Origin of the sequence: Shouchella shacheensis (assembly GCF_001484965.1) — a bacterium.
GTDB classification, from domain to species: Bacteria; Bacillota; Bacilli; order Bacillales; family Bacillaceae_D; genus Shouchella; species Shouchella shacheensis.
On the sequence record NZ_LLYY01000040.1, the window covers coordinates 15,101 to 29,121 of the forward strand.

Sequence of the window (14,021 nt, forward strand, 5' to 3'; positions counted from 1 at the left end):
CGCTCGTCACGCTGACGTCCCATCTTTCTCTTGCACAAACAACTGTCCCCCGGTATAGCTGCAGTAGAAAATGCCTTTTTCATGGGTATAGCCGTGTTTCGCAAGCTCCTCATAGAGCCATTCTTCGGTTTTGCCCATCATTTGTAGGTGGGCATGTTGAATGGTTTCGTCCATGATAAAAGGGAGAGTGAAGCTGGTCTGGCTGTTTTTTTGAAAAACGGAAAGTGTCCCGGAGGATTCAAGAATGGCGTAATTCACCTCTTGAATATCAGGGACATTTTTGTCGCGCAGCTGAAGCATAATGTCATCCAAATTGTAGCCTTGCTTTTGCATATTTGCTTGAATGAATTGCCCGTCTTTGATGACAATGGTGGGCTGACCGTCGATAAGATCGCGGAAGCGCTGACTCTTGACTTGAATTTTTGAGAGCAACAGTTGAAAGCTCGTCAGGAGCGCAATCGGTGTTAACCCTTCGTATAATGGAAGCTCCGTGTCGTCAATAAGGGTGGCGGATAGCTCGGCAATCATCAGTGTAACGATGACATCAAGCACGCTAATTTCCCCCAAGTCCTTTTTGCCCGTGATTCGAAAAAAGAGAAGAATCGTTACAAACATGATGCCCGTCCGATAAATAATGGGAAACAAATCCTCCATCTTGGCCCACCTCCATTAGCAGTATAGGCAGGGAAGAGGAGGGGTAAACGGGAGGGGACGGCTCAAAAAAGCTTAATAATGAAGGCTTGAGGCTTTCATGGGCGGTCCTGTGACTAGGTACTAAAACGTGTCCTATGTTAAAATTTAGGTAGTCAACGTTCGGAGACAAAAAGAGGGTCAGTAAAGCAGAGGTACTACTGCTCAAGCGGAGGAGAATACCGCTCAAGTGAGGGAGGTACCGCTCAAGCGGAGGAGAATATCGCTCAAGCGAGGGGAGATACCGCTCAAGCGGAGGAGAATATCGCTCAAGTGGAGGAGGATACCGCTCAAGTGAAGAGCGACTTCACTCCGAAAGTTGAGTTAGACAGTAACCGTCTTCAAAGAACAATAAAAAACGGAGGTTTTCACATGCACACTCTTTTTGCGCAAGACTTAACGGCGAAACAGCGCTATAAGCTGATGACGGGGGCGATCACGCCTCGCCCAATTGCGTTTGTGACCACAACATCAGTGGACGGAACCATCGTCAATGCCGCACCGTTTAGCTTCTTTTCGATGCTTTCGGCGGATCCCCCGCTTTTGTCGGTTTCTGTCGGACGGCGGGAAGGAGAAATGAAGGATACGTCGCGCAACGCTGTTCATCACCAGGAGCTCGTCATTCATATGGTGAGCGAGTCCATGGTGGAGGGGATGAATGAAACGGCGGCGACGCTCGGGCCAAACGAAAGCGAGCTAAAGAGAACCAACTTTACGCTTGTGGAGAGCACCTCTGTGGGCGTTCCGAGCATTAAGGAAGCGCTCGTCCGCTTTGAATGTACGCTCGAATCCCACCTCCCTATGAAAGGAGAGAGCGGTCAGGATTCCTTTGATTTGCTCATTGCACGGGTGAAGAGCCTTCATTTGGCGGAGGATGTCTATGATGAACAGCAGCAATACGTGCTCACCGAAAAGCTTCGTCCCGTGGCGCGGCTGGCAGGGGCAAACTATGCTTCTCTTGGGAAGTTTTTTTCATTGGAGCGACCAAAGTGAAGGGGCCTGCCTCTCCGACTCCCTAAATACACGACATCTGGCTCGCCGCGCTTGGTTGGATCTGGAACTTGCACCACTTTCACCTCTTGAAAGAACGAGGCGAGCAACTTCTCGAAATCACGGGAAGCATTGGCGCTCCAAAAAGCAACGCAGCCATCAGGAGTGAGCAGTTCGCGCCAGCGTTTCAGTCCGGCTTCTGCGTAGATGTAGCGATTGTCGTCGTGAATGAGCCAATCGGGTCCGTTATCCGTGTCGAGACAAATCACATCGTAGGTCGCTTCGGTTGACCTCATCCATTGGCTAATATCGTCGTGAACGATTCTTGTTTTCGGGTGGCGGACCGCGTTGTTTGTAAGAGAGAGAAAATGTTCGGCATTCCAACGAATGATCGCTTCCTCCCGCTCCACAACGGTCACGCTCGCCACGTCTTCATGGATGAGTGCTTCCTCAAGTGAGTAACCGACGCCGAGGCCGCCAATCAGGACATGGGCGGGGTGGTGGGCTTTTTTGAATGCTGCCCGAACAAGGTGTCGTTCCGATTCTCCGTTGTAGCTCGCCATCAAAAATGTGCCGTTGCTGATGACTTCAAAATGGGGGCCGCGTTTTTGAAGTTGAAGCTCCCCATAAGGCGTCTCTAGGCGTTCAATCACGGTGGGCCTCTCAAAATCCATCGTTGTTCCTTCTTTCCTTTTCGTCTAGTTTAACAGATGGAGTATTCGGAAAACAACGGCGTGAAACGCAACGTAATCATCACGCGTAGATAACTAGAGAGGAACATCTTTTTGGACTGTCTTTTTGCTTGCATATCCTTCATAATGAAGGGATGTGGGGAGGCACATCTTTGAGCGCCCTTACATAGGTATATCACATCAACCTTCCAACGTGCCTCGCGCGTGGAAGCAATTAGAGGACGATGACAATGAAGAATTATGTCGATGTTTGCGCATCTTTAATGGAACAATTGCCAAAGGACACCGTTCATGTCCGGGAGCCCCTACATAGACATACGTACACCCAAATGGGGGGCGAGGCGGATCTGTTTGTGACGCCGAAGACCTACGAAGCCACACAGCAGGTGCTTCGGTTTGCGAAGGAGTATGAGGTACCGATCACGCTGCTTGGCTTTGGCTCAAATCTGATTGTTAAAGACGGCGGCATCCGGGGGATTGTGCTTAGCTTAAAGGAGCTAGATACGATTTCCGTCACGGGCCACGTCATGAAGGCGCAAACCGGAGCGGCCATTATTCAAGCCTCTCGGGACGCGCATGGTGCAGAACTGACAGGACTTGAGTTTGCTTGTGGCATTCCGGGAACGGTCGGTGGGGCGCTTTATATGAATGCCGGCGCCTACGGCGGTCAAATTGCGGACGTTTTGGAACGTGTACTCGTGCTCACGGAGGACGGGGAATTCGAGACCCTCTACAAGGACGACCTTCTCTTTGAGTATAGGAGGAGCGTATTTTCCAAAAAGCGCTACATTGCCTTGGAAGCGGAATTCCATCTGCATCCAGGCGATCGAACGGTGATTAAAGAAAAAATGGATGAACTGACACTTGCTCGTGAGACGAAGCAGCCGCTCGAGTATCCGTCCTGCGGCAGCGTTTTTAAACGGCCCCCAGGGATGTTTGCTGGAAAGCTCATCCAAGACAGCGACCTGCAAGGCACCCGCATCGGAGGAGCGGAAGTCTCAAAAAAGCACGCGGGCTTTATCGTCAATGTCGACGGGGCCACCGCGACGGATTATATGAATCTGGTGAAGCATGTGCAACAGGTCGTCAAACAGAAATTTGATGTCGAGCTGGAGACAGAGGTTATTACTATTGGGGAAGATCGAATGGAGGAAGCTTGATGGGTGCGTCCCCTCAGGCTTTTTTTGTCTAGCTCCGGCGGGTAGGAGCGTCGAGATTTTTCGCCCTGACAGCGAAATCCAAGAACGGGATTTCTTATGTCAGGTCTCCAAAATTCTCGCTCCTGATCAACCCGCCTGCGCTTTTCGTGTCTAGCTGCGGCGGGTAGAAGCTCGGGATTTTTCAGTCCTGCCTTGAAATCCAAGAGCGGGATTTCAAGTGCAGGCCTTCCAAAATCCGCGCTTCTAGGCGACCCGCCTGCGCTTTTCATGTCTTGCTGCGGCGGGTAGGAGCGTCGAGATTTTTCGCCCTGACAACGAAATCCAAGAACGGGATTTCTTATGTCAGGTCTCCAAAATTCTCGCTTCTGATCAACCCGCCTGCGCTTTTCGGTAGAACTTTATATAAAAAAACGGGTACAAATCGACATACTGTGGTTAAATGAGAGAGACTTTAAGCTAGATGGAAGGGAAACGCAAATGATACGACGATTCTTTCGCTATTACGTCCCGCACCGGCGACTGTTTTATATTGATTTCTTTAGTGCGATTATGGTGGCGATTCTGGACCTCGCCTTTCCGCTTGTCGTGCAGTGGTTCATTGATACGCTCCTGCCTGAGCAAAATTGGGCAACGATCACATGGGTTTCTGGAGGGCTGCTCTTTACTTATATTCTCAGTTCCTACTTGCAGTACAATGTGAATTTCTTGGGACACAAATTAGGCATTAATATCGAAACCGATATGCGCCAGGATTTGTTTGAAAGTGTGCAAAAGCAGTCCTTTCGTTATTTCGATAACACGAAGACCGGCCACATCATTAGCCGCATCACCAACGACTTGTTTGATATCGGTGAGCTTGCCCACCACGGCCCAGAAGACTTTTTTATTGCTGTGATGACGTTCGTCGGTGCCTTCACGATTATGTTCACGGTGAATCCGCAGCTGGCCCTCGTCGCCCTGGTCTTTGTTCCCGTCCTGATTGTATTGATTACATACACGAATATCAAAATGAATCAAGCCTGGACGAAGATGTACACAGAAATTGCCGATGTGAATGCCAAGGTTGAAGACAGCGTTTCTGGGGTGCGAGTCGTGCAGTCGTTTACCAATGAGGAGTTCGAGGTAGACGAATTCAGAACGAACAACCGCCGCTACCGGAAGGCGAAAGTCGGTGGCTATAAGGTGATGGGCTATACATCCGCCGGGATTTTCTTTTCCACCCGACTTATGATTCTTTCCGTATTAATTTACGGGGCGTGGTTAACGTTCAATAACACGATTGAAGTGGGGGAGTTCGTTGCCTTTATTCTCTATATCAATGTCTTATTTAAGCCGATTGAAAAAATCAGCGCCATCCTTGAGCTCTATCCAAAAGGAATGGCAGGATTTAAGCGTTTCACAGAAATTCTTGACACGGATGTCGATATCGTCGATAAGCCAGAGGCTAGACAAGCACCCGTGCTCGATGGTTCGATTGATTTTGAGAACGTGACGTTTGGCTATGAAAAAAACCGCCCTGTGCTGCAACAGGTCGACCTGCATCTTCCGGCCGGAAAGACCGTTGCCTTTGTCGGTCCCTCGGGTGCCGGGAAAACGACGATTAGCTCGTTGATTCCCCGTTTTTACGACGTGAACGGCGGGCGCATCACTATTAACGGAATGGACATTCGCGACATGACGAAACAATCGCTGCGCGCTCAAATTGGCATCGTGCAGCAGGATGTTTTCTTGTTTGGGGGAACGCTCAAGGAAAACATCCAATACGGAAACTTGCAAGCGAGTGATGAGGACGTGCAGCGCGCGGTGAAATTGGCAAACTTAGAAGAGCTGATCGCTTCTCTTCCAGCGGGCTATGAAACACAAATTGGCCAGCGTGGCCTGAAGCTCTCCGGTGGGCAGAAGCAGCGCATTGCAATCGCGCGCACCTTTCTCAAAAACCCGCCGATTCTTATTTTGGATGAAGCGACGTCTGCACTTGACACCGAAACCGAAGCACTCATTCAAGAGTCGCTACTAGAGCTAGCAGAGAACCGAACCACACTTGTCATTGCTCATCGACTGGCCACCATTCGTCACGCCGATTACATTGTCGTCGTCACAAAGGAGGGCATTGCCGAGCAAGGAACGTATGAAGAGCTTGTGGCAAAAGGTGGGGTGTTTGCAACGCTAAACAGCATTCAGCTTGAGAGGAAGTAGAATAGAGGAAGGAGGGAGGAAGTTCGATGTCAGTAACGCTCGTTCTTGATGTCGGTTCAACATCGGTCAAAGGCATTCTTCTGAAAAAAGGGGTGCTCTGTGCATCAAAAAGTGTGGAGATTTCCACAAAGCGAAATACCAAAGGGGAGGTCACACAGCAACCCGAAGACTGGTGGAAGGCTGTGCAAGCCATATGCGATCATTGGAAAACGGAAAAGACAGCGTTGCTCCAGCAAGTAGCGAACATCACGTTTAGCGGACAAATGCAGGATGTCATAATGCTTGGCGTGAACCCTGTTCCTCCCGCTATCTTGTATAGCGACGGACGAGCAGAGGCGGAAGCTGCCTTCATTGAATGTACATGTGGCCCGCTTTTTTCATCCATACGCAACGAGCTTGATGGAACCGCTCCTTTTGCGAAAATGCTCTGGCTCGCCCGGCATAAGCCAGCGCTGTACCACACCTGCCAAGCGTTTGGCTTTAGCGCAAAGGACTATCTTATCTATCAAATGACGGGCCGTGCGACAACCGATGTAACCACGGCGTCCACAACAGGAATGTATCACTTGGAACGAGGCGACTGGTTGCGGGAGGAGCTGCAGGCGGTGGGTATAGATGCTGGTAAGCTCCCTCCCTTGCGGCGAGCGGATGAGGTCGCCGGAGAGCTGGGGGAAGAGGTCGCCCAACGGCTGCATCTTCCTCCCGGCATCTCTGTATTTGTCGGGGCCGGGGATGCAGGAGCAACGACCCTTGCTGCCGGGTTGACTGCTACCGATCAAATGTACATGTACCTCGGCACAACAGGATGGATTGGCTATACCACAGACGTGGCACCGAAGAAAGCGGACGGCACGTTCACACTTGCACACCCAACGAAAGCTGGCTACATTCGTGTCGCGCCTCTCCTTAATGTTGGCAGCGCCGTGCAGTGGGCGGCGGACCTATTTTTTGACGGAGACGTAGAGGCTTTCAATGAAACAGCACAAACTTCCACCCCTGGTGCGGAAGGCCTTTTGTTTCTGCCGTACTTAGGAGGCGAGCGTTGTCCGGTGCGCGATCCGGAAGCCAAAGGTCTTCTCGTCGGGCTCTCCTACAGCACAACGAAAGCGCAGATTGCCCGTGCGGTATTGGAGGGGGTTGCGTTTGCCTTTCGCCAAGCGCGGGAGCTCTTAGGCGACCTCTCTCAAGAACGCGTTCCCGTTCTTGGCGGCGGCGGGAGGAGTCCCCTGTTTACGCAAGTGCTGGCGGAGGTGCTCGACGTCGAGCTGCATGTGAGAGAGAACAGTGAGTATCTGGCGGCAGAGGGCATGTCTTGGGAAGCCGGTGCGCATACGGCTCTCGATTCTTTCGTTGTGAAGCCAAATCCAGCGCACCAAACCGTTTACCGGGAATCCTATGAACGGTTTAAACGACTCTATCCAGCGTTTTCTGAGCTGTAGAGAGGCTGTCCGAAACAGAATGCGGCTCCAGCAGCGAATGTCGCTTGTGAGCAAATGTTCCTTTTCTAGATGCATAGTTTCTCTTTCATTGGCAAAGCTAATTCCTAGACTGGCATTTTAAAGAAGGAGTGGCTGACATGGATGAAAACAAAAAATCTCCGTCCTTTGGCACCAATGTAACGGGACAAGGGGATGCGCTCGATAAGCGGAAGGCTGCGAATGAAAACGAGGAGACGCTCACGAATCGTCAAGGCCACCCAATACAGGATAATCAAAACCTTCGTACCGTCGGCAATCGTGGACCGGCTACACTTGAGAATTACAATTTTATTGAGAAAATCAGTCACTTTGATCGTGAACGTATCCCAGAGCGGGTCGTGCATGGTCGTGGGGCGGGCGCGCATGGCTATTTTCAATCCTACGGCAAAGTCGGCGATGACCCGATTTCCAAGTATACAAGAGCGAAAGTGTTTACGAATTCGGATGTTGAGACGCCGGTATTTGTTCGCTTCTCCACGGTCATTCACGGGACGCACTCGCCAGAGACCCTGCGTGATCCACGAGGGTTCGCGGTTAAGTTTTACACAGAAGATGGGAACTGGGACCTTGTCGGGAACAATTTGAAAATCTTCTTTATTCGCGATGCGGTGAAATTTCCCGATATGATCCATGCTTTTAAACCGGACCCAATCACGAACCTTCAAGACATGGAGCGTATGTTTGATTTTGTTTCACAGAGCCCTGAAGCGTTGCATATGATTACGTTTGTCTTCTCGCCTTGGGGAATTCCGGCGAACTATCGGAACATGCAAGGTTCCGGCGTGAACACGTACAAATGGATCAATGATGAAGGAAAAGGAGTGCTCGTGAAATATCACTGGGAGCCCGTGCAAGGGATCAAGAACTTAACACAAAAAGAAGCTGAAAAGATCCAAGGGGAAAATTTCAACCATGCGACCCAGGACTTGTATGAGGCGATTGAAAAAGGCGACTACCCGGAATGGGAGCTGTACGTACAAATCATGGAAGACGGGGAGCATCCGGAGCTCGACTTCGATCCGCTTGATGACACGAAACTTTGGTACAAAGATCAATTTCCGTGGCACAAGGTCGGAAAAATGGTCTTGAACAAAAATCCTGAAAATTATTTTGCCGAAGTTGAACAAGCGGCTTTTGGAACGGGTGTCTTAGTGGATGGGCTTGAATTCTCCGATGACAAGATGCTGCAAGGTCGGACGTTTTCGTACTCCGATACCCAGCGCCACCGCGTCGGAGCCAATTACTTGCAGCTGCCCATTAACGCTCCGAAGAAGCGGGTCGGCACCAACCAGCGCGATGGCCAAATGACGTATCAGGTTGACAATCCACCCGGCAGCAATCCGCATGTGAACTACGAACCATCCATACTTGATGGCTTGAAGGAAGCGGGCAAAACCGGAAGCCCGTACACGCCAAACGTAAGCGGGGAACTCAAACAAGAAGCGATTGACCGCCCAAACGTGTACGGACAAGCAGGGGAAACCTACCGTCGCTTCAATGACAGGGAGCGCGACGAGCTGATTGAAAATCTCGTGGGTGCTCTGGCCGACGTCAACCCAGCGATTCAGGAGGCCATGATTGAACACTGCACACAAGCCGACGCCGAGTATGGCCGTCGCTTGAAGGAAGGCTTAGCGAACGCCCATTCCAGTACTAGTGAGAAGCAAGAAGAAGCCGTCCATGATGCTGAGCGTATGGGAGACGTCTCTGATCCCTATTAAGCAGAAGAGAAAAAGCCGTCCGGTGGGGCGGCTTTTTTTGGTGCGCTCAAGATGGAGGGGGGAGGAAGGAATGTTATGGAGGTACTTGGACTTTTAGAAATAGCGCTTATTAAAGATGTTACTTTTTTCCCGCGAGCTTAAATAACCCGAAGACGATCAAACCTATTAATCCAAAAGAAAATATTTGAAATAACGCAGGCATCCAAAGAATATCCATGAAACTCACCCTTTTTAACCAGTTTGTTTCGTAACCCTAACATATGGAGAGGGAATCGACCACCAGGGGTAAAATACTGTCTTTGGATAGGCCCTCAAAGGGCCTATCCCCGTGACAACAAGAATGAAGCCAATCCCTGTACCAACATCCACCCAATCCAGCCGTTGTTTAGTCAAACGGCCCGTCCGCCTCCCTGGCTAGTGCCGCCTTTAGCGGTTTGTCTTCGCCTGGCTGGTACTAGCAAGCCTGCCGTCACAATCACCAGAGCAACGATGCTTGTAAGACCCGCAAGTGTAAACACATGTTCAAGTCCAAACCACTCGGCTACCTGCCCCGCAAGCAAGGGGCCTAGAAAGATGCCAAGAGCGTAGATCGATTGATAGAAACCCATCACGGACGTTTTCAGATCATCGACCGGGAGCGCGGCGACTTGCGAAAGCAAAAGCGGTAGCGCCAGTCCAAGTGCAAGCCCAATCACCGCGTGCAAGACGCTGATACTTGTGAGCGAAGTGGCCGTAGGAATGAGGAAGAACGTTCCCGCCGAGACAATGAAACTCGCAAACAACACGTTTAGCTCAAAATGTTTTGGCAGCGTCAAGAAGGCGACGAGAAGAGAGGCAGCCGCGTGTGGCAAGAAAAAAGCAACCATCAGCCAAATCAGATCCCCTTCTCCAACGCCCATGGTTGCCGCATAATTCGGCGTTAACCCAAAAATGGACATAAACATCAGTGAGTGGGTTAAGAGAGAGACAAGGGTCAAAGGAACCAGCCGCTTCACTTGAAGGGTGCCCTTCACGTAGCCTGCCACCGACCGTTTCGGTGCGTTCGCCTCAGGTGCGGGAACGACTTTAATAAATAATGCAAGAATGAGACCGATCGCTGAAACAACCGCACCGATCCAGAATGGGAAGAGCCATCCAAACGCTTCGACAAGAATGCCGGCAACAGCCATGCTCAGAAACTGCGGCATCACCGTCAGAAACTGCAGGCTGCCCATCGCCCGCCCTGATTTTTCGCTCGTGAAATACTGGGCATACATAATCGTGGCCATTACCCACATGGCAGCCGTCACTCCAGCTAAAAGCCGGGCCGTTAAGACAAGGGCATACGAATCAAAAAAGACGAGCATGAGCCCACTCACTAGGGCAACGGCAAAGCCGCCGACATAGAGAATCTTCCGCAGGCTATGAAGCCAGTCAGACAATACACCGAGCGGAAAGCGCAGAAGCACTTGAGTGACACCATAACTTCCGAGAATCACCCCAATCGTGCTGTAAGGAAAATCAATATGCTCAAGGTATAAGCTGAAAATCGGAACGTAAATATACGTTGCAAGCCAAAAGCAAAAGACGGAAGCTAGAAACAGCACATGGTCTCGCTTGTGAATCTGAGCTGTCAAAATAAATCGCCTCCCTAAGTAAAACTTTCTTTGCTATCGTATCATTTTTTATGGAAAAAAGCAGAGGCGGTTGTTGAAATTTTTGGGAAGCGATGGCTCAGACCAGCAAGAGCCCGGATGTGGGGGAGAAGCCCGCGGATGTGAGAGAGAAGAGCGCGGATGCGGGGGAGAAGCCCGCGAATGTGAGAGAGAAGAGCCCGGATGCGGGGGAGAGGTCCGCGGACATGGAGAAATTTCCGCCCCGCCCCTCCGCCTACATCAGCTAGGCACTCACGATTTTTACTCCCCAAAAGTCCCCGTAACGAACTGCTTCCTCATTTGTCAATCGATATATTCAGCGGTATACTTGCTAATAACAACCCTAAGCAAACAGGACAGAAGGAGCTACAGCACAGATGGCGGCCCATAAGACAATGTTTGACTACGTAAACCCAACTTCATACCGATACATACATATTTGCAAAAGCTGCGATCAACCGCATCTTTCAAACGAGGAGGCACGGGGAGAAGGATGTCTTCGCTGTGCCTCGCACTCTTTCTACACCGCTCCTTATTACAATCCAGCCGAAGATTACGCATTGGACGTGGATTTTTATGCGATCACAATGATGTATGCGCTTTGGAAGGAAAACCTTCATCAGACACAGGTGGTGTTTGATGACTTTTACCGCAAAGCCCCGTTTGTAAAAAAAGTCGGCGATTTTAATGGCGATCTCGGCGGTTATGTGGCCTTTGGTGGCCTTGGGAGTTTAATTGACATCATTAGAAACCTCCATTTTAACGAACACGATTTGGATTATTTACGAAAGCAGCCTGAGAATTTCGATGAGGCGTTTCTTTCGGAGCTACGTGACATGCGCTTTAGTGGGGATCTGTATGCGCTAGAAGAGGGAAATCTCGTGTTTCCAAATACGCCGTTTATTCGCGTGGAGTCGACGGTATGGGAATGCATTTGGATTGAGGCGATGCTCCTCAACACCATCAATGCTCAGTCGCTTGTGCTTACGAAAGGATCGAGAATGAAAACCGTCGCTGGAGAAGATGGGCTACTTGAAATGGGCAAACGGCGGGCGCAGGGCCGAGATGCTAGTGTGAACGGGGCAAAGATGGCCTATATTGCCGGGTTCACAGCGACAAGCAATGTCAAAGCCGGCAAGCAATTTGATATTCCGATTACGGGGACGCAGGCCCATGTCTACATTATGTTTCACCCGTCGGAGCTAGAAGCGTTTCTTGCCTATGCAGAGGTGTTCCCGCAGAAAACGATTCCACTGCTCGATACGACGGACACGCTGAACACCGGCCTGCCTCACGCGATCACCACTGCGAAGAAGCTGCAGGAGAAAGGCTATGACATGGCGGCCGTTCGTCTGGATAGTGGCGACTTGGCCTATCTGTCTAAAAACGTGCGCAAACGCCTTGATGAAGAGGGGCTTGAATTTGTTCAAATTGCTGCGACCAATGACCTGGACGAATACACGATCACCTCATTAAAGCAACAAGGCGCGAAAATAGACGTGTGGGGCGTAGGCACCAAGTTTATCACCTCCTACGATAATCCGGCGCTTGGAGGGGTTCATAAAATTGTCGCCCGCCGCCCGTTTGCAAAGGAAGTTGAAGAAGGCCTGCACACGAAAAACGATTGGGTGGCACTTATTAAAATTTCCGAGAGCATTGAGAAGATCCTCAATCCAGGGCGCAAGAAGGCGTATCGTTTGTTTGGCGAGGATGGCATGGCCAAAGGGGATTACATATGCCTCGATCATGAAAAGCTCGATGGCAAAGGCGAGATCGTGCTCCGGCATCCAACCAACCCGCTGAAAGCCAAACGAATTCGTCATTTTGAAGCCGTTGAGCTCCATAAACCCATTTTCAAGAACGGCGAGTGTGTGTACGAGCGGCCAAGCCTGCCGGAAGTACGGGAGTATCATTTGCGTCAGAAGCAGTCCTTTTGGGAGGAATACCTCCGACTAGAGGTTCCGGAAGTGTACCCTGTCGCCTTGTCTGATGAGCTACGTGTCATGAAGGATGCCCTTATTCAGGAGAAAAAAGAAGAGAGCGAAGAATGATGCTTGGAGGTGTATTCCCTTATGCCTTCACTGCTTAGGCGAATCGAAAAAGAACTACCCCGGCTCTCAGAAGCGGAACGTAAGATAGGGACGTATGTGCTTAAGCACCCGGAGCTTGTTCCCAGCATGACGACGAAGGATCTTTCCGCGCAGGCCGACGCCAGTGAAGCAAGCGTTGTGCGCTTTTGCAAGTCGATTGGGCTAACGAGCTTTCGACTGTTTAAACTGGAGCTTATGAAAGATGTGAGCGCAAAGAAGCCAAGGATCACGAACTTTTCTTCGCTCCAAGAAAAAGACACGGCCTACAACCTCTTTCAAAAGGTGACGTATGCGAACCAGACGGCGATCGAGTCCACCCTTGGTTCTCTTGATAGAAAAGAGCTGGAGAAGGCCGTTGGAGTTTTAGCGAAGGCGTCGAGAGTTATCTTTTTTGGAGTAGGGGGATCGGCCGCCGCTGCCTACGATGGCAGCTATAAGTTCACGAGAATTGGGTATCAAGCATCAAGCCACCATGATTTTCACTACATGCTTTCAATCATTCCCTTTATGAAGGCAAGCGATGTGTTTATAGCGATTAGTTTGTCTGGAAAAACGAAGGATGTCGTGGAGCTGGCTTCCTTTGCGAAAAGCAAGGGGGTAACGCTCATTGCGATTACCAATATGGAGCGCTCGCCTCTCTACAAGCTCGCCGGTATCCGCCTTTGTACACCAAGTGTGGAAGAGGATTTTCGCATCGGCACGATCAGCTCCCGCATGACACAGTTAAATATTATCGACACTCTCTATCTGAGCGTCTTTCATGAAAGCAGTGAGGAAGTGGTTCAAGCGTTTACAGAAGCGAGAGAACGAGCGGTGAAATTACGCAGGTGAACGAAAGGAGCCTGCGTTTTTTCTAGGGGTAAAGGTAGAATCCGACGATTTTGCCGCCATTTCCCCTTCTGGTTATTTTTAATAGCATGACTTCAGAGAAAAAACATTTCAATAACCTACATACTCTTTACCTCATCATATTCCTTCATAATTTTATAAAACGTGTTTTTCTTCAGTTCTAACATCTCCATAAACAAAACGCCTGTTATGTCTCTGTTTTTCCATTTTAGATAATTTTCTTCTATTATTTGATGCTCTTTCCTGCTCAGACTGGACAGGCTTATTTGAGGGGCGCCCTAAATGTTTCCTTTGAGATTTGGCTACTGCGATGCCTTCAGCTTGCCTTTGAAGTATTTTCTTACGTTCTTGATCAGCAACATACGAAAGCAAAGATAAAAATTGATCTTCCATTAGACGACCCATGTCACCCATTTCACGGAATTTCCGGCTGTCAAATAAAGATTCGTTTTCTAGCACGATAATGTCCGCCTTTAATTTCCAAACGCGTGGTCTAACTCCACCGTCTTTAGACGGTATAC

General features: G+C 50.1%; 10 protein-coding genes and 1 pseudogene. 7 read left to right on the forward strand and 4 right to left on the reverse strand.

Annotated elements, in window-relative coordinates; translation table 11 throughout:
* Positions 1-6: 6 nt before the first annotated feature.
* Positions 7-654, reverse strand: coding sequence for a DUF421 domain-containing protein (locus AVZ68_RS18155; protein WP_059105992.1), 648 nt, complete (start codon positions 652-654; stop codon positions 7-9).
* Positions 655-1,062: 408 nt separating this feature from the next.
* On the opposite strand from AVZ68_RS18155, the gene AVZ68_RS18160 reads away from it, so the two are divergent.
* Positions 1,063-1,683 carry a flavin reductase family protein gene (locus AVZ68_RS18160; RefSeq protein WP_059106001.1) on the forward strand — a complete coding sequence of 207 codons (621 nt, stop codon included), beginning with the start codon at positions 1,063-1,065 and terminating at the stop codon, positions 1,681-1,683.
* On the opposite strand, the gene AVZ68_RS18165 is transcribed toward AVZ68_RS18160, so the two are convergent.
* The gene (locus AVZ68_RS18165) at positions 1,638-2,354 is read right to left on the reverse strand and encodes a spermine/spermidine synthase domain-containing protein (protein WP_059105993.1); all 717 of its coding nucleotides are present in this window, start codon (positions 2,352-2,354) and stop codon (positions 1,638-1,640) included. The two genes, AVZ68_RS18160 and AVZ68_RS18165, sit on opposite strands and share 46 nt — an antisense overlap.
* A 248-nt stretch (positions 2,355-2,602) precedes the next feature.
* Between AVZ68_RS18165 and murB the strand changes: the two genes are divergently transcribed.
* The 4 genes from murB (at position 2,603) to AVZ68_RS18185 (ending at position 8,927) form a co-directional block, all read left to right on the forward strand.
* Entirely contained in the window at positions 2,603-3,532 is a 930-nt protein-coding gene (murB, locus tag AVZ68_RS18170; protein ID WP_157404716.1) for a UDP-N-acetylmuramate dehydrogenase, read from the forward strand.
* A 477-nt stretch (positions 3,533-4,009) separates the two neighbouring features.
* Entirely contained in the window at positions 4,010-5,728 is a 1,719-nt protein-coding gene (locus AVZ68_RS18175; protein WP_059105995.1) for an ABC transporter ATP-binding protein, read from the forward strand.
* A 26-nt stretch (positions 5,729-5,754) separates the two neighbouring features.
* Complete coding sequence (locus AVZ68_RS18180) at positions 5,755-7,167, forward strand: xylulokinase (protein ID WP_059105996.1); 1,413 nt, start codon at positions 5,755-5,757, stop codon at positions 7,165-7,167.
* 137 nt (positions 7,168-7,304) lie between these two features.
* Positions 7,305-8,927 carry a catalase gene (locus tag AVZ68_RS18185; RefSeq protein ID WP_059105997.1) on the forward strand — a complete coding sequence of 541 codons (1,623 nt, stop codon included), beginning with the start codon at positions 7,305-7,307 and terminating at the stop codon, positions 8,925-8,927.
* Positions 8,928-9,316: 389 nt separating this feature from the next.
* Here the strand turns inward: AVZ68_RS18185 and AVZ68_RS18190 are convergent, their stop codons facing one another.
* The gene (locus tag AVZ68_RS18190) at positions 9,317-10,543 is read right to left on the reverse strand and encodes an MFS transporter (protein ID WP_059105998.1); all 1,227 of its coding nucleotides are present in this window, start codon (positions 10,541-10,543) and stop codon (positions 9,317-9,319) included.
* A gap of 395 nt (positions 10,544-10,938) precedes the next feature.
* On the opposite strand from AVZ68_RS18190, the gene AVZ68_RS18195 reads away from it, so the two are divergent.
* Both AVZ68_RS18195 and AVZ68_RS18200 read left to right on the forward strand, forming a co-directional pair.
* Positions 10,939-12,612 carry a nicotinate phosphoribosyltransferase gene (locus AVZ68_RS18195; protein ID WP_059105999.1) on the forward strand — a complete coding sequence of 558 codons (1,674 nt, stop codon included), beginning with the start codon at positions 10,939-10,941 and terminating at the stop codon, positions 12,610-12,612.
* Between the two features lie 21 nt (positions 12,613-12,633).
* Positions 12,634-13,482 (forward strand): MurR/RpiR family transcriptional regulator, encoded by an 849-nt coding sequence (locus tag AVZ68_RS18200; RefSeq protein ID WP_059106000.1) that lies wholly within the window; start codon positions 12,634-12,636, stop codon positions 13,480-13,482.
* Positions 13,483-13,598: 116 nt separating this feature from the next.
* On the opposite strand, the pseudogene AVZ68_RS18205 reads toward AVZ68_RS18200, so the two are convergent.
* A pseudogene (locus AVZ68_RS18205) lies at positions 13,599-14,021 on the reverse strand (hypothetical protein); the annotation flags it as partial.